The organism is Roseateles sp. P5_D6 (genome assembly GCF_054049415.1).
The window spans coordinates 149,745-168,860 of sequence record NZ_JBFUMK010000004.1 but is presented as its reverse complement, the minus strand read 5'-3'; the positions used below and the strand labels follow the sequence as shown (position 1 = coordinate 168,860).

Here is a 19,116-nt window from a genome sequence, read left to right as displayed (position 1 = left end):
CGCTAGAGCAGGTGTTCGAGGCGAATCGGGAGATCGCGCAGGCGGCGGCCGGTCGCATGGAACACCGCGTTCGCAATCGCTGCGGCGGTGCCCACCGTCCCCAGCATGCCAATGCCCTTGATGCCGCCGGCGAGGTGAGGGTCGTCTTCTTCGACGATGTGAATGTCGAAGCGCGGCATATCGGCGTGGACGGGCACGAGGTAGTCGCTCAAGCTGGTGTTGACGACGCGACCCGACGCCTGGTCCATCAGCGTGGCCTCGTGCAGCGCCATCCCGATCCCGCCGACGTACTGGCTGCGCGCAAGCATCGGGTTCAATATCCGGCCCGCCGCGTACGCCGCTGTGATCCGGGTGACACGTACGGTGCCCAGCGTCGCATCGACGTGAACTTCGGCGAAAACCGCGCCGAAGCCATAGGCGCTGTAGGCCGGCCGCTCGGCGGGCGCGGTCCGGGCATGGACCTGCAGTCCTTGCGCGGCGGGGGTGGCCGCCCAAGCGGCGAGTGTTTGCCGGCGAGTGTCGATGCGGCTGTGCAGCAGCCCTTCCACGAGCGTGACCTGATCGCTCGCAAGGCCGTACAAGGGCGAATCGAGATCGGCCACCACGTTCGCGAGGATGCGCTTCTTCAGCCCACGGGCCGCCTCTTCCACCGCCGGGGTGAAGCTGGCTGTCGCGATGGAGCCACCGGAGTACGGCCCCTCGGGCAGATCGGTGTCACCGAGTTCGACTTGCACGGCAGCGAGCGGTACGCCCACCGCTTCCGCTGCAATTTGCGCCAGCACCGTCAACGTGCCGGTGCCGATGTCCTGCGTGCCGCACCGCACACACACCACGCCTTCGCGGCTCAAGCCGACGCTGGCTTCGCACGCCATGCGAAACACCGGGTACAGCGCGGACGCCATGCCCCAGCCGACCCACGAATGATTTTGCTGCCACTGCTGCGGCTTGCGCGGGCGACGCGACCACCCGAAGGCATCGGCTGCGACGCGCAGACATGTCTCCAGGCCGTTGCTGGACCAGGGCAGGTCGGTGTGCATGTCGCGCTCGGCGAGGTTGCGCAAACGCAGTTCGAGCGGATCGATGTCGAGTCGGTGGGCCAACTCGTCGAGCGCCGATTCGAGCGCAAAGCTTCCAGGGCCTTCTCCCGGGGCGCGCATCGGGTTCGGCTGCGGTGCATTCACGCGCACCAGGCGCTGCGTGGTCGCCACATGGGCGCAGCCGTACAGCACCCGACTCGGGGTCGCGACTGGATCGAGGTGTTCTGCGAATGTCGACGTCTGCGCAAGCGCGTCGTGCACGATGGCACGCAGACGGCCATCGGCATCCATGCCGATCTTCAGGTCCTGCACCGTCTCCTGCCGCCTGCCGACTACACAGAACATTTGTGCGCGCGTCAGCTCTAACCGAACGGGTCGCTGCACGTGCCGCGCCGCCATGACTCCCAACACCAGCGCCGGAAACCACGCGCGACCCTTGGATCCGAAGCCACCCCCGACGTACTGGGCGACGACGCGCACCCGCTCCGGCGGCAAATCAAAACAATGCGCAAGAATGCGTCGCGAGCCGAACACCGCCTGGGTGGAGGTGTGCACCGTGAGGCGGCCCTGCTCCCAATGGGTGACGACGGCGTGCGGTTCGAGCGGAAGGTGGTTGTGCGTCGGCGTGGTGTAGCGCTGCGCGAGGACGTGCGCAGCTTGCGTCAACTCGCGTTCGGGCTCGCCGCGGCGGCTGTCCACAGCCACACCGCCGGCCGCCTCTTTGGGTGAAACCACTTCGCCGAGCGCGGCGTTCATCGCGGTGATGGCCGGTGCCGGTTCGATATCGACTTTCACGGCCGCAGCGGCGCGCAGCGCCTGCTGCGGCGACTCAGCGATCACCAGCGCAACGGGCTGCCCGGCGAAATGAACGGTCGCGTCCTGCAGCAGCGCAAGAAAACCGCCATTGCGGACCCTCGGCGCGTTTGCGTGCCAGAGCAACGCGACCACCCCCGGCATTGCCAGCGCGGCAGTGGCATCGACGTTGCGCACCACGCCGCTGGGCACATCTGCCTGCACGAGCGCCGCGTGAAGCAGTCCCTGGACTGTTTGTTCGGCAGCGTAGCGGGCTGCGCCGGTCACCTTCAGTTCGGCTTCCAGCCGCGGCGTGGCACGACCGTTTGGACGCTCAGGTACGGTCATGACCGGTCCCTTGTCTGCAGTAGCGCGCGCAGTACCGCACGGGGCAGCAGATCTACCTTGAATGCGTTGTGACGCAGCGGCGCCGCCCCGACCGAGGCCAACTCGGCAGCACGTTGCAGACTCTCGTCGTCGCAGCGAGCGCCGAGCAGCGCCTCTTCGCAAGCGGGCAGCCGCCACGGCACCGTGCCGACGCCCCCGGCCGCGATGCACGCTGCGCGCACGATGCCATCGGCGATTGACAGGCCGGCAGCAACCGAAACGACGGCGAACTCGAACGACTCACGGTCGCGCAGCTTCAGATAGCTCGATTGCCGCATGCAAGGCGCAAGCCGCAACTCGACGTGAGTGATCAGTTCGCCGGGTTCAAGGTTGGTCTCGCATTCGGGCCGGTCGCCCGGCAGGCGATACAAGCGCTGCAGCGCAAGGCGCCGCTCGCCGCGCGGCCCGATCAGACGCAACTGGGCGTCGGCCGCAATGAGCGCGACTGCCAGGTCCGACGCATGCGTCGCGACGCAGTGTGCACTCGCGCCGAATACCGCATGCAGGCGGTTTTCACCGTCGATGGCGCCGCAGCCGCTGGCCGGCTGCCGCTTGTTGCAGAGGGCCAAGCCGTTGCGGAAGTAGCTGCAGCGGGTTCGTTGCAGCAGGTTGCCTCCGACAGTGGCCATGTGCCGCACTTGCGGTGAAGCGCTTGCGAGCAGCGCCTGCGCGACGGCCGGCGCTTCGCGGCGCACGTCCGCGTTTGCCGCAACGTCGCTCAAGCGTGCCAGCGCGCCGATCGACAACGTGCCATCGTCAATCGCCACTGTGGCTAGCGGCAACCGACCGATGTCCACGACCCGCGTCAACGAGGCGAGGCCGGCCTTGTGCAAAGGGATCAACTCCGTGCCGCCGGCAATGAAAGCCGCACCCGGTTCGGCCTGCACCGCGACAAGCGCGGATTGCAGGTCGACCGCCCTCACATACGAGAACGGGTGCAGGGTCATCGTTGGCCCACCACCTGGAGTATTGCGTCGACGATGTTCGGGTAAGCGCCGCATCGGCACAGGTTGCCGCTCATCGAGGCCTCGACACTGCCGCGATCCGTCACGCCGTCCTCTTGGAGGAGGCCGAGTGCTGAAACGATCTGCCCCGGCGTGCAGTAGCCGCACTGCAGTGCGTCGCAGTCGATGAAAGCCTGCTGCAGTGGGTGCGTCAGGCCGTCGCGCGCCACACCTTCAATCGTCGTGATCTCGCGTCCGTCCTGCATGGCCGCCAACGTCAGGCAGGCGTTGATGCGGCGCCCGTCGGCGAGCACGGTGCAAGCACCGCAGGCGCCCATGCTGCAGCCCTTCTTCGTACCCGCCAGCCCCAAGTGGTCGCGCAACAGGTCCAGCAACGTGGTCGAAGCCGGCACCGTGAGCGTGTGGGCTCGGCCGTTGATCGACAGGCACACAGACGTGCGGTCATCGGCGTTGCCGGCAACACCTGGATCGACGGCGGGTGGGAAAGATTCGGTTCGCATGCGTCGAGGATATCGACGCTGCGTCACCCAACAAGTGCGGTCGCCATACGGGTATCGCCACTACCCGGCTTGCGGAACTGACCGCGCCGTCACACCACGGGTGGTTCGGGCCTGAAGATGGTGAGCCGCAAGTCGGGAGCTCCGTCGGGCGTGAAGGACGTGATGTTGTAGGGGACCTCGCCATGCACGGGGTGCCGTAGCGTCTTTCGAACGGTCGATCGATCGGCCACCACGTCGTGATGAGCCCACCAGGCGCGGAACTCGGGGCTTGCCGCCGCGGTGCGCGCGACCAAGGTTGCAAAGCCGGGGTCCCCGTTCGAGCGGCCGAAGTCGACACGGAAGCGCGCGAGCACGTCCCGCGCGTCGATCTCCCAGTCCGCCATCCGCTCGCGGTAGAGCGGGCTCGTGAAGGTGAGCCATAACTGGTTGCGCGCCTCGGCCGGCAGGCTGCCGAAGTCGCCGAAGAGCTGACACAGCGGTTCGTTCCACGCCAGCAGATCCCAACGTTTCGTCTTCAGGTAGGCCGGCAAGGTCAATGATCCGACCAGCGCTGAAAGGTCGTCCACGACGCGGCCGATGGCGGCTGACTCGACAGCCGGCGCAGGGTGGCCCGCGAGCGCCAACAGGTGCGCCCGTTCGGTGCTGCCCAGGCGCAACGCGTCGGCTACCCGTTCGAGTGCGCTCGCCGAAACGCGAATGGGCCGCGCCTGTTCAAGCCACGTGTACCAGGTGACGCCGATGCCGGCCAGCGCCGCGACCTCCTCGCGGCGAAGCCCGCGAGCGCGACGCCGCGCGCCGCTCGGCAGTCCCACGTCGGCCGGCCCCAGGCGAGCCCGGCGGCTGGTGAGGAAGACTGCCAGTTCCTTGCGTGCATCGAGGGTCACGTGAAAATTATCAGGCCTCGCAATCGACTGCCAGCGTGTGACAGCTTCTCGGCAATCAAGGCGGAGAAGTGAATGTCGCTGATAGGCGGCGGATTCAACCGGGCACAGTCCGCAGCAACAACCAAGCGGGCAACCCCAGATATAGCGCCAGCAACCCGAGTCGTTCCAGCCCCGCGCGCGCCGCTGTCGCCCACCCCGGGAGTACCAGCCAGCCAGCAAACGCGCCCAACTCGATCACCGCCCGCACCGCAGCCGCGCACAGCACCACGCCGGCAATCCAGGCCGCCCACCACAGCGCAAAGGCCGTCAGGTAGGCCGCCAGCCCGTAGCTGTAGAACTCCCCGAAGGCGCTGCCGTAGGCGATCTTCTGGTGCAGCTGGAAGGCGGGCACGGCCAGCAGGAAAGGCAGCAGCAGGAACTTGAACGCCGGCTGGGCGAGGCGGCTGGGCGGCAGTTGTGCGCGGCTGCGGGCGTAGGCCCACCAGGCAAGCCAGGCAGGCTGTTCATGCATGGGCAGCCCGAGGGCACGGGCCAGGGCCCAGGGGTCGGGCAGGGCGAGGCCGTGGAGCCAGCGCTCGCCTGAGTTCAGACGCAGCGAGGCGCCTGAGCCAGGCAGGTGCAAGCACCAAGGCTCGATGGCGGCGATGTCGCTCAGTGGGACCTCCAGTCGCCGCGAGCCGCGCGTCAGCACCAGTAAGCCTTCCGCCAGCGTGACCTGGGCTGTGCAGGCGCGCAACAGGGCCCAGGCCGCTGCCTCGGGGATGAGGCACAGGGCCGTGAACATGCGCAGCAGCGCGAGGGTGTTGGTCTGCAGCGTGCCATCGCCCCACAGCCAGATTGCACCCATGGCCAGCGCGCCGCCGCGCGAGATCAGCTGCAGCAGGCCCGCCACGGCGCGGGCGGCAGGGGGCAGCACGACGAACTGGCTCGCAAGAGTGGCTGGCAACTCGACGGGAGAGATACCCACCCAACGCCGCAGCACCGACCACATCGCCAGTCCGGCAATGAAGACCGCCGCCGCGCGCCCGACCCAGTCGCCCCAGCGGACCATCAGCGTGGGCGCCGGGTCGCGCACTGGCAGGTCGCCGATGACGAGGGTGCGTTCGCCCATGCGCGTGGCGGCGATGACGGTGCCGCGGGCATCGATGACGGCGCTGAAGCCATTGGTCGTGACGCGGAACTGCGGCAGGCGGGTCTCGATGCTGCGAAAGGCTGCGACGGCCTGGTGCAGTGCGGCGCCTTGCTCGTGGTCAGTGAACCACGAGTCGTTGGACATGGTCAGGATGACTTGCGCGCCCAGGCGTGCGCCGGCGATGGCGAGGCCGGAGTCGGTGTCGTCAAGGCAGATCAGCGGTAACACGGGCACCTCGCGCCTATCGGCCAGGCGCAGCGGGAAGACGCGCACGCCGCTGCCCGGCCGCCAGCTGCCGGCGCCGGGCAGCCAGCCCCGCACGGTGGCGTTGTCCAGCCACTCGGGCAGGTATTCGGTGAACGGAAAGAGCCGCGTCTTGCGGTACATGCCAGCCAAGCCGCTGCGGGGCGACACGAAGGCGGCGGCGTTGTATTCGCCCACCTCATCGCGGTCGTAGGTGCCGAACACGAAGGGCACTCCGGCCGCGTCGACGATGGCCTGGATCTCGGCGTCCAGTTTGGCACCGGCCGCGCTCTTGGGCTGGCCGAAGCTGGTGGGGTAGACGGTCTCGGACCACAGCACCGCGTCGACATGCTGGCGCTCGACGGCGTCGTAGCTCATGGCGAAGTGCGTATCAAGGACTTCACGCACGACGGCGGCAGCACCCTTGTCGCGGCGCAGGCGCTCGTAGTCGGTGATGTTGGACTGCACCAGGCCCATGCGCAGTGGCTTGGCTGCTGAGGTTTGCTCAGGTTGCAGCGCGAAGAGGCCATAGCCGGCCAGCAGCAGTGGGCCGACGGCAGCAAGCACCAGCGGCACAACCATCGCGCGCAGGCCTTCGCGACGACGCGCCAGTGCGGCGGCGATGGCCTCGTTGGCCAGCAGCAGCACGACGGTCAGCCCGGTGGCGCCGCCCAGCTCGGCGGCCTGGCGCAGCAGCGGCGCGGGGTAGAGGCCGTGGCCCAGCGTGTCGCCCAGCACATGCGGCAGCGCCCATTCGGCCGCGACCCAGGCGGTCGCGCCGATGCATGCGGCGAGGGTCACGCCGTGATGGCGGCGCACCAGGTGGCGCACGACGGCGAAGACGAGGATCTGCGGCTGGAACAGCGGCGCGGCGAGCAGGAGCAGCGCCAGGCCCGCACCCGTGCCGATCTGCGTGTAGGCGCCGAGCGCGCTGCCGAACCAGAAGAACACCGCGGCCGTGTAAGCGACCGACATGGCCCACGCACCGAGCAACGTGTGGCCCAGACGGGCTTCGGCATCCAGCGTGCGCAGCCAGGGCACCAAAGCGACGAAGCCCAGCATCCATGCCGGCCCGCCGCGGGCGTACAGACCGCAGAGCAGCGCGGCCGCGACGACGCCTGTCCACCGGCTGCGGGCGAGCCGGCTGGGCAAGGCAGCGAGCGTCAACGCGGGCCGTCCACCGGCGCCGGCACGACGATGCGCCGGATCGGCAACCCCGGCGGCGCCAGTTCAGGCGGCACGACGCGGTCGGCCGGCACGGCGACGCTGCGGCCATTGATGACCAGCGTCTGCGCATCCGGCGAGAACATCAGCATGGGCTCGATGCGCTGGCCGTCGTCGGTGGCCTGGTGGTGGCGCACATAGCCGGGCGGCAACTCGAAGTTCTCGGGCACGGCCAGGCCGATCAGCGGCGGGCGCGTGCCGGGGGGATTGAAGGCGCCGAGACCGGTGCGCACGCCGGCTGCATGCAGGCGCTGGATCACTTCAGCCATGGTGGGGCGCTCGCCCTCGTTGATGTAGTCGGCCAGGTCGGGCGTCTGGTCGCCGTTGGGGTCGCGCAGACGCGGGATGCGGGCGACCGGCGCAGTGGCCGTCCCGGTCATGACCACGGCGACCGTTGTATCCGGGGCACTGGCCCAGGCGGTGGGTGTCTGGGCAGCCACTGATGCCGGCTGAGTCGGTGCCGCAGCAACCGCTGGCGATGCGGGTGCCTCAGCCGCCGGCCACCACCAGGCGAGCCCACCAACTACCACGGCGATCGCAACCACCAGCACCCAGGGGGAGGGCCCCCAGGTGGTGTTGTGGCGGTCGTTGGGTCGCGTCATGACAGCCCGCGTTCAGTTCATGGCGCCGCCGGGTTGGACGTCGAAATCGCCCAGCCCATGCGCTCATGCCCGTACTGGTTCCAGATGGGGCTCTTGCCGTTCGTGAATGACGTGTAGCGCGCCGCGCCCGATCCGGTGGTACCGCCGAAGATGCCGGCGGACACAGTGCCGCCGCTGTAGGTCGGGTGGGTGTCGTCGGACTGGATGTAGTCGTAGCTGCTGCTGCTGGAGACGAACTTGGCGTTGGCGTCGCGGATGGTCGATTTCAGCGTCGTCGTGATGCGAGTCACGTAGCTGGCCTCGCTCTCGCCGGCCACATAGCGCAGGGCGCCGGAATCGATGATGCCGTCGCCGTTGCTGTCGTAGTCCGCGCCCATGTACTGCGCGAAGTTGTCGGCGCAATTGAAGCCCTTCTGGCGCGCGTACTCGCACATCCAGTAGTTCATCGTCGCAATCTTGGGCAGGAAGCGATCGCGCATGTTCACAGTGGCGCCGGTGCTGGCGTCCTTGCAGCTGCTCTGCGTGTTGTCGGCGTTGTAGCCGGGGTAGTGCAGGTTGGAGATCTGCTTGAGCTTCACGCCGGCATAGGCATTGGCGTTGATGAAGTCCATGGCGGCAGCCACATAGGTCTTGCAGCTGTTCACGGCGGCGTCCATGCCTGCGTAGTTGCAGGTGCCGGTCTGGCTCTTGAAGGCGGAGCGGGCCTGCAGGCCGTCGTTGCCACACATCTCGAAGGTGACGACGCGGGTGGACGCCGCCTGCATGTACGACTTCTCGGCCACGATCTTGTTGCTGTAAACGTCGGAGGCGACGGCGCCGGACTTGGCGCGGCGCACGCTCTCGATGCTTGCATTCCACTTGGCCGCAAGGTATTCCGCGTCCACCGTGGGCGCCGCGTATTTGGCGGCATTCAGCACCGAGCCGTTGTAGCCGGCATAGATGGAATCGCCATAGGCGACGACGCGGTATTTGGCGGTCGTGCCTGTGCGGTTGATGGTCCAGGACACGTTCTGCGTCAGCGTGCTGGCGGCGGCCGGTGTGGCGCATATGACCGCAAGCAGTGGTACGCCCAGGCGGCAGGCGGCGCGGCCCAGGACCGCGCGAAGGGAAGTCCTCATCTGTGTCTCCTAGCTTGGTGTTTGCGACGGGAACCAACAGAGCGCCCGGCCGCCGCGTGGGCAGGCCGGAACCACGAACAACACTTCACGCTAGCACCCCACCTTCGGGGTGAATCGGGGACATTCCCTCTGTGTGCGGTGCAGCAAGAGGGACGGGGGAACCCTGGTAATACGACCAAATCGACGTGTCGAAGCCGCGGCGAAGATCGCGCACTTGCAGTTCGAGCCCAACAATCTCTGGCTACCGCTTCATGACTGAATTTGTCGTTTTTCTAGCAGTCTTGCTGGTTGTGAATGTGCTGGTGTCGCGCCGCGTCATCGCGACGGGGCGGCGGATACACCTGCCGGTGGGCATGCTGCTGGTGGCGATCTGGCTGTTCCCGTTGGGAGGCGCCTTCATCGCCTTCCTGTCCACACCATGGCGTCGTGTGGTGGACAAGGTCGTCGCGGACGCGGGCTATCGCGATCGCAGCAACGGGCAGGGTCCGGCGCCCGAGGAATTGGCTCACGCGGCGAGGGGTGCGAGTTTTTCAGTCATGGACCATTTGCAATGGGGCCACGAACTGCCGGTGCTGGACTGGCGCGCCCTGAACCGCTGGGCAGCGGGCGACGAGACCAGCCATGCAAGTGACGAGCAGCGCATCGCTGCGCTTGAGGCCGGGCGCCGGGCCTGGCTGCTGCACCTGGGCGAGGCGCTGGGGCCGCAGATGGGCCTGCTGGAGACGGAGGAGGCCATGGTGCTGTCGCCGCTGAACGAGCGCGAGGAGCGCGCGACCGCCGCCTACGTACATACGGCCCGCAGACGCATCGAGCGGCTGCTGGGGCCGCTTGCGAGCTTCCCTGCGGGCCAGCGCAGCCTTGTTCTGGTGCTCAACAGCGAGGACGACTACTACCGCTATGTTTCGCTTTACTACCCGGACGGCGAGTTTGCCGTTTCAGGGGGCATGTTCATAGATGCCGGCTGTCCGCACTTCGTCGTGGTGCGTGCCCATCTCGGCGCTATCGAGCCCGTCATTGCGCACGAGCTGACGCACAGCGCGTTGGCTCACCTGAGGCTGCCGCGCTGGCTGGACGAGGGCATCGCCGTCAACAGCGAACGCCGTGTGGCCGGTGCGCAGCCCTCGCTGCACACGGCGCCGGAATTGCACGGCCTACTGCGCGACCACTGGAATGCGGCCAAGGTGCAGCGGCTGTGGTCGGGCGAATCCTTCCTGCGCGCCGACGATGACACGCTGCTGTCCTATGAGCTGGCGCGCATCCTGGTGGAGCAAATGTCGCGGGACTGGGACGGCTTTGCTGCTTTCGTGCGCGCGGCCGCTCACGCGACCGACGCAGGTGGCAGCGCGGCGCGTGACGCGCTGGGGCTGGACCTGGGCGCCTGCGCGGCGGCGCTGGTGGAAGCGTCATCAGCCGAGGGCTGGTCGCCGCAACCGGCGCTCTGGCGCTGAGTGACGCCGGCAGACGGCTGCTCCTGGCGGGCGATCAGTACAGCCGGATCGCCGAATCGAAATGCCAGGTACGGCGGATCTCGATGACGTCGTACTCGCGCGCCAGCGCCGGCGTGAAGGCCGGGTAGTTGGCCTGGCTCTCAATGACGCGGCGGATGGCCTCGTCCAGCGCCGGCACGCCGCTGGAGCGGTAGAAGCTGACCGACTCCACCGTGCCGTCGGCGCGAATGGCAACCGTCACGAGCGGGTCGGTGTAGGGTTGCTTGATCGCGTCGCGGACGAGGTCGAAGGTCTGGTTGAACTGGATCTTTCGCGCCCACGCTTCGGCGTAGAGCACCATCTCGGCGTTGGCATCGGTGCGGCCGAAGAGGCGGCCGCGGCGGGCGCTGCTCCAGGACGAGGGCAGGTTGGAGGGGGCCTGGCGTGCCGCGTCACGCTTGGCGGCTTCCTCGTTGAGCTGCTGGCCGATGGCGCGCAGCCGGGCTTCGCGCTGCTCCTCGGCGGCCTTGGCCTCGGCCAGCTTGGCGGCCGCGGCGCGGGCAGCTTCCTGGCGAGCCGCCTCTTGGCGCCCGGCTTCCTGTCGTGCGGCCTCCTGCCTGGCGGACTCGGCGGCCTGACGGGCGGCTTCGGTGCGTGCAGCTTCCTGGCGGGCCGTTTCCTGGCGGGCTGCCTCTTGCCGGGCGGTTTCCGCACGAGCGGCCTCGGCGCGAGCTGTCTCCTGCCGAGCCGCGTCCTGTTGCGCCGCGAGTCGGCGTTCGGTCTCCAGCCGTGCCGCTTCCTGCTTCGCGGCGGCCTGGCGCTGGGCTTCCTGGCGTTCGGCTTCCAGCCGCGCCGCCTCGGCCCGGGCCGCTGCCTCTTGACGTGCAGCCTCCTTGCGAGCGGCCTCCTGTCGGGTCGCCTCCTGTTTCGCAGCCTCCAGTCGTTCCGCTTCGGCCAGTTTTTCCGTCTGCTGCTGGGCTTGCTGTTGGGTGTCGCGCCTGGCGCGGTCGAGCTGGGCCATTTCGGCGGCGCGCTCGCGGGCCTCGCGGTCCAGTGCGGCGCGTGTGCTGTCGTCGCGCGTCAGCGTGGTCAGGGCGCTGGAGGCAGCCGAGAGGGCCGCGATGACGGGGGCGGAGGCCGGGGGTTGAGGCGGCACCGTCCAGGTCGTTTCGTTGGGCCGTTCCACGGCGATGACGGCCGGGGCGGGGGCGGGTGGCGGTGCCTCGTCGGCCGCCGGGGCGCGTGGCGCCGGCACAGCCGAGGTTTCGGACGGCGCAAGCGGTTCGGCGGGCAGGGGCGATGGCTCAGCGGCAGGCGCTGGCGGCGGGGTGACCAGCACGACGCGCAGGTCGGGCACCTCGGCGCGGCGGGCCTGCCAGGGCAAGCTCAGGCCGGGCAGGCCCAGGCCTTCACCGCCAAAGGTCAGGCTCAGCAGCAGCCCATGGGCCACCAGAGAGATCAGCAGGGCCCGCGCCGGGCCATGGCGCGATCTCCGCGGCCAGGAGGGGGCGGTTTCAGCGGCGAGCGCCTGCGCGAGGCTGGGGCCTGAAGACCAGCGGCTCAAGCCGGCCCCACCAGGCGGGGGCGAATCAGCTCGGGATGATCCTGGCAGCGCATGCGCCCATTGTCGTCAGACGTGCGGGCCGATCAGCACCGGGTTGCCATCAGGGGCGCCCGGCCCCGCGGATGCGGGGGGCGTGCTGGACCGGCACGCCACCCGCCAACCGCGGAATTAGGGAAGGGTTGATGCGGGGGCGTGTCGCTATCGGCGTCGCAATAACGTCTGTTCCACAAGCCTGACATTTTTCGGAGATTCCATGATGGCCTCCCTGCCCGATCCCCGCCGCCTGCTGACCCTGGATGCGCTGTTCGCGCGCCGACGTCCGGCGCGGGCGGAGCGCGAAGAGCCGCAGTTGACGCGCATGCCCGAAGACGCCGACGTGCTGATGATGCAGGAGATGGCCAGCACCCAGATGGGCCGACTGGCGGCAGAGGTGGCGCTTCAGGAGGGCAGCCGCCGCCAGTACGCCGCGCGCGAAGAGAGCGAAGTCATGGAGGCGCGGCGCGAGCGGCGCTGAATCAGATCGGCGTCAGCAGCGCCTCGCCGCGCCGCCAGGCGTCGACGTTGGCGATGAAGTTCTCCACCGTGGCGCGGATGGACTGGGGCGACCAGCCGGCCACATGGGGCGTCAGGATGACGTTGTCCAGGCCCAGCAGCTCCTGCGGCGGGCGGGGCTCGCTTTCATAGACATCCAATGCCGCACCGGCGATCTGCCCAGCCCGCAGGGCCGCGGCCAGCGCGGTGGTATCCACGCAGCTGCCGCGCGAGATGTTGACGACATGGCCGCCGGCGCCCAGCGCCGCCAGCACCTCGGCGTTGACGATGTGCCGGGTGGCCGCCCCGCCGGGCGTGGCGACGACAAGGTCGTCGGCCCAGGCCGCCAGGGCCATCACGCTGTCGAACCAGGCCGCATCGCCAGCATCCTCCCGCGGGCGGCGGTTGTTGTAGCCAATGACCATGCCGAAAGCGGCGGCACGCGTGGCGATCTTGCGGCCGATGCCGCCCAGGCCGATGACGCCGAGGCGCCTACCCTTGAAGTTGGGGAAGAGGGGCAGGGCGTCCCGCCAGACGCCGGCGCGCAGCGCCACGCCCAGTTGAGGCAGGGCGCGCACGCTGGCCAGCAGCAGGGCCAGGGCGTGGTCGGCCACGCAGTCGTCATTGGTGCCGGCGCCGTTGCAGACGAGCACGCCGCGCGCCTTGGCGGCCGCCACGTCGAGATTCTCGTAGCCGGCGCCCTGGGCGGCCAGCAGCTTGAGGTTGGGCAGCGCGGCGATCTCGTCGGCGGAGAAGCCGGTGCCGCCATTCGTCAGCACGAGGTCGATCTCGGCGGCGTGGGCCGCTATTGCCGCGGCCCGGCGGGTGGCGTCGGGGGCGTCGATGACGCGAAAGCGTTCCAGCAGCAGGGCCTTGTGTTCGGCGGCGATCGGGACGAGCAGCAGCAAGGTTTCCATGGGCAAATTGCAGCAATCAGAAAGCGCCCATCATGGCCGAACCTATCTGCTTCTCCTCCCCCGCCGAATTCCGCGACGGGCTGGCCGCTCCCCCAGGTCTGACGAATGGCTGCTGGCGCGCCCAGCGCCCACAATCGCCCCACTTCAAATTCCTCGCCCACCATGAAACGACTGCTGCTCCCCGCCTTGCTGGCGGCGACATTGGCCCACGCGGCCGGCCCCAATGCTGCGGAAGGTCCGCTGGATGCCCTGCCCTACACGCCCAGCCTGGACGTGACGGCCATGGACCGCAGCGCCGACCCCTGCGACGACCTCTACCGCTACGCCTGCGGCGCCTGGACCAAGACCAACCCCATTCCGGCCGACCAGTCGCGCTGGTCGGTCTACGCCAAGATGGCCAACGAGAACCAGCGCTACCTGTGGGGCGTGCTGAACAAGCTGGGCCAGCCGGGCGCCGAGCGCACCGCGGCCCAGGCCAAGCTGGGTGACTACTTCGCCGCCTGCATGGACGAGGGCGCCGTGCAGGCCACCGGGCTCAAGGGCCTGCAGCCGACGCTGGACCGCATCGCCGCGCTGAAGGACAAGAAGGCCCTGCCGGCCCTGCTGGCCGAGTTGCAGCTGGCGGCCGGCAATGACCGCCTCTTCTTCGGCTTCAGCGCGGGCCAGGACTTCGCCGACGCGACGCGCCAGATCGCCTTCGCCTCGGCCGGCGGCCTGGGCCTGCCCGACCGCGACTACTACCTCAAGCGTGACGACAAGACGCTGAAGATCCGCACCGCCTACGAGGCCCATGTGGCCCGCATCTTCGAGTTGCTGGGCGACACACCCGAGGCCGCCAAGGCGGGGGCGCGCAGCGTGCTGGCCACCGAGACCACGTTGGCCCGCGCGTCGCTCTCCAAGGTCGACAAGCGCGACCCCTACAAGACCTTCCACGTCGTCGACGCGCGCGGCCTGAAGGCGCTGATGCCCGGCTTCGACTGGGCCAGCTACCAGGCGGCCCTGGGCACCACGCCCTGGCATGCCCGCTACAACGTCACCGAGCCGGCCTTCTTCAAGGCACTCGGCGCGCGCCTCAACGCGATGAGCCTGGCGGACCTGAAGACCTATCTGCGCTGGCAGCTGGCCAGCAGCCTCAGCCCCGCGCTGGACAACGGTTTCGTGCAGGCCAATTTCGACTTCTACGGCCAGACCCTGCACGGTACGCCCCAGCTGAAACCGCGCTGGAAGCGCTGCGTGCAGCTCGTCGACGTGCAGATGGGCGAGGCGCTGGGCCAGGAATTCATTGCGCGCAACTTCACGCCCGACCTGAAGGCCGCGGCGGTGCAGATGACCGACGAGATCGAGGTGGCCATGGGCCGGTCCATCGACAGCCTGGCCTGGATGAGCGCCGAGACCAAGGCCCGCGCCCACGCCAAGCTCAAGGCCATCGTCAACAAGGTGGGCTACCCGGAGCGCTGGCGCGACTACTCGGCCTTTGCCGTGCAGCCTGGCGATTTCCTGGGCAACGTCACGCGCGGCAACGCCTTTGAGGCCAAGCGCCGCCTGGCCAAGATCGGCCAGCCGCTGGACCGCGGCGAGTGGGGCATGACGCCGCAGACGGTGAACGCGTATTACGACGCGCAGATGAACGACATCAACTTCCCCGCCGGCGTGCTGCAGGCGCCGCTGTACGACGCAGCTCTCGACGAGGCACCCAACTACGGCAACACCGGCGGCACCATCGGCCACGAGCTGACCCACGGCTTCGACGACGAAGGCCGCCAGTTCGACGCCCAGGGCAACCTGAAGAACTGGTGGACCAAGAAGGACGGCAAGGAATTCGAGAAGCGCGCCGCCTGCGTGGCCGACCAGTACGCCACCTACACCGTCGTCGATGACATCAAGATCAACTCCAAGCTGACGCTGGGCGAAGACCTTGCCGACCTCGGCGGCCTGGTGCTGGCCTGGGAGGCCTGGAAGGTGCACATGACCGGCAAGACGCTGGAGAACCGCGACGGCCTGACGCCCGAGCAGCGCTTCTTCGTCGGCTTCGCGCAGTGGGACTGCGCCGATGCCCGCCCCGAAGCCCTGCGCGTGCAGGCCAAGGTCGACCCGCACTCGCCGGCGCGCTGGCGCATCAACGGCGTCGTCGTCAACATGCCGGAGTTCGAGAAGGCCTTTGCGTGCAAGCCGGGCGCCAAGCTGGTGAAGCCGGCGGGGCAGCATTGCAAGGTGTGGTGATCTACACGGGCTGAGGGCGCTGCTCATTGCCGCCGCGATGAGCAGCGGCGTTGTCGGCAGCGGCCACTGACCGTGAAGGTAGCATTGCGCACGCAGGATGCGCCCATTTCCCGGCGTGCCTGGCGCGGGTGCCTTGGTGAAAGCCGGGTGGCACCTCGATTGCCCGCCGGAGTTCCATGACCGCTGCGCTGCATCCACCCTGCGACCAGGCCGCCATCCGCCACGGCCCTCCGGCATCGCCCTGCTCGCCGGCCAGGCAGCGGTGGGTGCTGGCGACCGCAATCCTCGCGTCCGGCATGGCCTTCATCGACGGCACGGTCGTCAACGTGGCGCTGCCGGCAATCCAGAACGAGTTGCATGCCACGCTGCATCAGGTGCAATGGGTCGTGGAGTCGTATGCGCTGTTGCTGGCCGCGCTGCTCCTGCTTGGCGGCGCGCTGGGCGACCGCTACGGCCGCCGCCGCATCTTCCTGATGGGTGTGGCGATCTTCGGCGTGGCCTCGGTGCTGTGCGCGCTCTCAAGCGGCGTGAACGCATTGATCGCGGCGCGCGCATTGCAGGGCGTGGGTGCAGCCCTGCTGGTGCCGGGGAGCCTGGCGCTGATCAGTGCGGCCTTTCCCGAGCATGAACGGGGCCGGGCCATCGGCACGTGGGCCGGCTTCAGCGGTATCACGGCCGCCGTGGGGCCGGTGATCGGCGGCTGGCTGATCGACCATTACTCCTGGACCTGGGCCTTCCTGGTGAATGCGCCGCTGGCCGCGCTGGTTGCGGCGATGGCGATGCTGCGGGTGCCGGAATCCCGCGACCCACAAGCCACGGGGCGGCTGGACTGGCCGGGGGCGGCGCTCGTCACGGTGGGCCTGGGCGGCATCGTGTTCGCCTTCGTCGAAGGGCCGGCCCGCCAGTGGGATTCGCCCGCCGTGATCGCCGCCCTCGTGATCGGCATCGTCGCGATGGGGGCCTTCGCCTGGGTCGAGAAACGTACGCCTCGGCCCATGCTGCCGCTGCAGTTCTTTCGCGACCCCGTCTTTGCCGGCGCCAATGTGCTGACCTTGCTGGTCTACGCGGCCCTCGGCGGTGGCCTCTTCTTCGTGCCGCTGGCGCTGATCCAGGTCCATGGCCTGTCGGCCGCCGCCGCCGGAGCGGCGCTGCTGCCCTTTATCCTGATCATGTTTGCGCTGTCGCGCTGGGCCGGCGGCCTGGCCGACCGGGTCGGGCCGCGCACACCGCTGGCCATCGGCCCCGTGATTGCGGGCGCCGGCTTCGCTGCGCTGGCGCTGCCTTCCATCGAGGCCAATTACTGGACCGGGTTCCTGCCGGGCATCGTGGTGCTCGGCGTGGGCATGAGCGTGACGGTCGCGCCATTGACCACGGCTGTCATGAATGCGGCGGGCGCCGACGCGGCCGGCGTGGCATCGGGTATCAACAACGCGGTGTCCCGTGCGGCCGGCGTGCTGGCCATCGCTGCGCTGGGTGCATTGATGGCCTGGGCATTCGGTGTTGCGCTTCGAGGCCAGCTCGACCACCACGGCGTGCCTGCCGCTGTGGCGTCGCTGGTGCTGGAGCAACAGAGCCGGCTCGCGGCCATCGAGCTGCCGCGGGACATCGACGCAGCCACCCGAGCCGCGGCCCAGAGCGCCATCCACGAGGCTTTCATCAGCGGATACCGCTGGGTGATGGGCGTGAGCGCCGCGCTGTGCGTACTGGGCGCGGCGGTTGCCGCGATGTTGATGCGCAAGGTTGAGCGTTAAGACACGCAGTGCGCACGGGCTGACTTGGGACGCCTGTGCCAGAACCGACAGCGATTTGGAAGAACGCTTCCAGCCTAGTGCCGTCGCCCGCTTTGCAGCGAAAGCGGGCGTAACAGTCCGCCTGCGCGCCTCCCATACGATCGGCCGGTCCTCCATCGGTAAAGGCCCAGCCCGTGCGACGCCTCGGCATCACGATCATCCTCAGCCTTGCTGCCACCACTCATGCGGGTGCTCGGGAATGCGAGCGACTCTGCAACACGCAGGCCCAGCCTTTGCCCGCTCAGGACGGCAAGCCATGACCCCGATTCAGCAATGGCATGCCACCCGCAGCCTGCGCCTGCTGCTGCAGACGCTGCGCGACTTGATGGTCTCGATGGGGCCGCTGCTACTGCTCGGCGGAGGCCTGCTGGTCGCTGCCTACTGGTGGCTGGATCCGCAGCCGCCGCGCCAGGTAAGGCTAGCGACCGGCCCGGCCGGAAGTGCCTACGCCAGCTTCGGCGAGGGCTATGCGAAAGCGCTGGCACGCGAGCGCATCCAGGTGGAGCTGATCGCCAGCGAAGGCGCGCAGGACGATCTGGCCCATCTGCGCGCGGGCACGGTCGATGTGGGCTTCGTACGCGGCGGCATGGCCGATCCGGTGACCGATACCGAGGCCGGCATCGTCTCGCTGGGCAGTCTGTTTTACGAGCCGATCTGGATCTTCTACCGCCGCGATCTCGGCATCGCGCGCCGCCAGCCCGGGGGCGAACTGCAGCGCCTGGACCAGCTGCGCGGCCTGCGAGTCAATGTGGATCAGGACGGCAGCGGTGTACCGCAGATTGTTGAGAAGCTGCTGGCGCTGAACCAACTGAAGCCGACCGATCTGCGGCTGTCCAATCTGGCGCCCGACGCCGCGGGTGAGGCGCTGCGCCAGGGGCGGCTGGATGCCACGGTGCTGATCTCGGCGCCGCAGGCCCGCCTGATCCGCGAGCTGCTGCGCGACCCGGCCATTGCGCTGATGGCCTTCGAGCAGAACGAGGCCTATTCGCGCCAGCTGCCCTTCCTGTCCACCGTGAGGCTGCCGCGTGGTGTGGTGGGCCTGGCAGCCGATTTACCGCCGCACGACGTGCCGCTGCTCGCCACCACCACCGCACTGCTGGCGCGCGAGCAGACGCACCCTGCGCTGCGCCAGCTGTTCGCGCAGGCGGCCCTGGGCCAGCACAGCGACGCCGGCTGGTTCAATGGCGCGCGCGACTTCCCCAACACCCGCACCAGCGAGCTGCCGGTCAGCGCCGAGGGCGATCGCGCGATCAACGGCACGACGCCGGCGTGGGCGCGCTACCTGCCCTTCTGGGCCGGCAATCTGCTGGAACGCATGTGGCTGGTGGTCGGCGGCCTGCTGGTGCTGATGCTGCCGCTGTCGCGCGTGGTGCCGCCGCTCTACACGTTCCGCGTGCGCTCGCGCGTGTTCCGCTGGTATGCGCGGCTGCGCGAGGTGGAAGCAAAGCTTGAAAGCGGCGCAGGCGAGCGCGGCGCTTTGCTCGACGAGCTGGATGAGCTGGACCGCGTCACACACCGCATTGCGGTGCCGCTGTCCTATGCCGAAGAGCTTTACGCGCTGCGCAACAACATCTATGCGGTGCGCAAGCGCCTGCTGGCGCAGCGGTCCCGGCCGACAGACGGACCGACCGACTAGTCAACAAGCGGCGCGGCGGCTTGCTGCCTGTCCGTACCGCCATCCAATCCGATCCCGGGATGCGTCCGAGTAATTCGGGTGGGGAACGCGTCTGCAGCGGACAGGCTGTGAAAAAGCTGCCTTGGGTTTCCGGAAGTCCGGCATCAG

Annotated in this window: 14 protein-coding genes; 5 read left to right on the top strand and 9 right to left on the bottom strand. The window is 68.9% G+C overall.

The genetic code is table 11. From position 1 onward, the window contains the following. Positions 1–2 precede the first annotated feature (2 nt). The 7 genes from ACXJKM_RS06615 to ACXJKM_RS06585 form a co-directional block, all read right to left on the bottom strand. Entirely contained in the window at positions 3–2,177 is a 2,175-nt protein-coding gene (locus ACXJKM_RS06615; protein WP_457351126.1) for a xanthine dehydrogenase family protein molybdopterin-binding subunit, read from the bottom strand. After that, positions 2,174–3,163: an FAD binding domain-containing protein gene (locus ACXJKM_RS06610; protein WP_457321984.1), complete on the bottom strand. Its 990-nt coding sequence runs from the start codon at positions 3,161–3,163 to the stop codon at positions 2,174–2,176. The genes ACXJKM_RS06615 and ACXJKM_RS06610 overlap by 4 nt, the downstream gene beginning before the upstream one ends. Continuing rightward, positions 3,160–3,681, bottom strand: coding sequence for a (2Fe-2S)-binding protein (locus ACXJKM_RS06605; protein ID WP_056191902.1), 522 nt, complete (start codon positions 3,679–3,681; stop codon positions 3,160–3,162). The genes ACXJKM_RS06610 and ACXJKM_RS06605 overlap by 4 nt, the downstream gene beginning before the upstream one ends. 89 nt (positions 3,682–3,770) lie before the next feature. Beyond that, positions 3,771–4,565: a helix-turn-helix transcriptional regulator gene (locus ACXJKM_RS06600; protein WP_457351124.1), complete on the bottom strand. Its 795-nt coding sequence runs from the start codon at positions 4,563–4,565 to the stop codon at positions 3,771–3,773. Positions 4,566–4,659: 94 nt separating this feature from the next. Beyond that, on the bottom strand, positions 4,660–7,092 hold the full coding sequence (gene lnt, locus ACXJKM_RS06595; RefSeq protein WP_457351122.1) for an apolipoprotein N-acyltransferase: 2,433 nt from the start codon (positions 7,090–7,092) through the stop codon (positions 4,660–4,662). Positions 7,093–7,103: 11 nt separating this feature from the next. After that, positions 7,104–7,766, bottom strand: coding sequence for a hypothetical protein (locus ACXJKM_RS06590; RefSeq protein WP_457351120.1), 663 nt, complete (start codon positions 7,764–7,766; stop codon positions 7,104–7,106). A 17-nt stretch (positions 7,767–7,783) separates the two neighbouring features. Continuing rightward, complete coding sequence (locus ACXJKM_RS06585) at positions 7,784–8,884, bottom strand: SGNH/GDSL hydrolase family protein (RefSeq protein WP_457351118.1); 1,101 nt, start codon at positions 8,882–8,884, stop codon at positions 7,784–7,786. Between the two features lie 251 nt (positions 8,885–9,135). Here ACXJKM_RS06585 and ACXJKM_RS06580 point away from each other — a divergent pair, with 251 nt between their 5' ends. Beyond that, on the top strand, positions 9,136–10,332 hold the full coding sequence (locus tag ACXJKM_RS06580) for a hypothetical protein (protein ID WP_457351116.1): 1,197 nt from the start codon (positions 9,136–9,138) through the stop codon (positions 10,330–10,332). 34 nt (positions 10,333–10,366) lie between these two features. Here the strand turns inward: ACXJKM_RS06580 and ACXJKM_RS06575 are convergent, their stop codons facing one another. Further along, complete coding sequence (locus tag ACXJKM_RS06575) at positions 10,367–11,761, bottom strand: TonB C-terminal domain-containing protein (RefSeq protein WP_457351114.1); 1,395 nt, start codon at positions 11,759–11,761, stop codon at positions 10,367–10,369. A gap of 367 nt (positions 11,762–12,128) precedes the next feature. On the opposite strand from ACXJKM_RS06575, the gene ACXJKM_RS06570 reads away from it, so the two are divergent. Further along, positions 12,129–12,389: a hypothetical protein gene (locus ACXJKM_RS06570; protein WP_157281053.1), complete on the top strand. Its 261-nt coding sequence runs from the start codon at positions 12,129–12,131 to the stop codon at positions 12,387–12,389. 1 nt (position 12,390) lies between these two features. On the opposite strand, the gene ACXJKM_RS06565 is transcribed toward ACXJKM_RS06570, so the two are convergent. Then, a complete protein-coding gene (locus ACXJKM_RS06565; protein ID WP_457321969.1) occupies positions 12,391–13,323 on the bottom strand; it encodes an NAD(P)-dependent oxidoreductase in 933 nt (310 codons plus the stop codon). A 162-nt stretch (positions 13,324–13,485) separates the two neighbouring features. Here ACXJKM_RS06565 and ACXJKM_RS06560 point away from each other — a divergent pair, with 162 nt between their 5' ends. From ACXJKM_RS06560 to ACXJKM_RS06550, 3 genes are all read left to right on the top strand, one after another. Continuing rightward, on the top strand, positions 13,486–15,543 hold the full coding sequence (locus ACXJKM_RS06560; protein ID WP_457351112.1) for a M13 family metallopeptidase: 2,058 nt from the start codon (positions 13,486–13,488) through the stop codon (positions 15,541–15,543). 176 nt (positions 15,544–15,719) lie between these two features. Continuing rightward, complete coding sequence (locus ACXJKM_RS06555) at positions 15,720–17,294, top strand: MFS transporter (protein ID WP_457351110.1); 1,575 nt, start codon at positions 15,720–15,722, stop codon at positions 17,292–17,294. 295 nt (positions 17,295–17,589) lie between these two features. Beyond that, positions 17,590–18,969, top strand: a complete 1,380-nt coding sequence (locus tag ACXJKM_RS06550) for a TAXI family TRAP transporter solute-binding subunit (RefSeq protein ID WP_457351108.1) — start codon at positions 17,590–17,592, stop codon at positions 18,967–18,969. Positions 18,970–19,116: the final 147 nt, after the last annotated feature.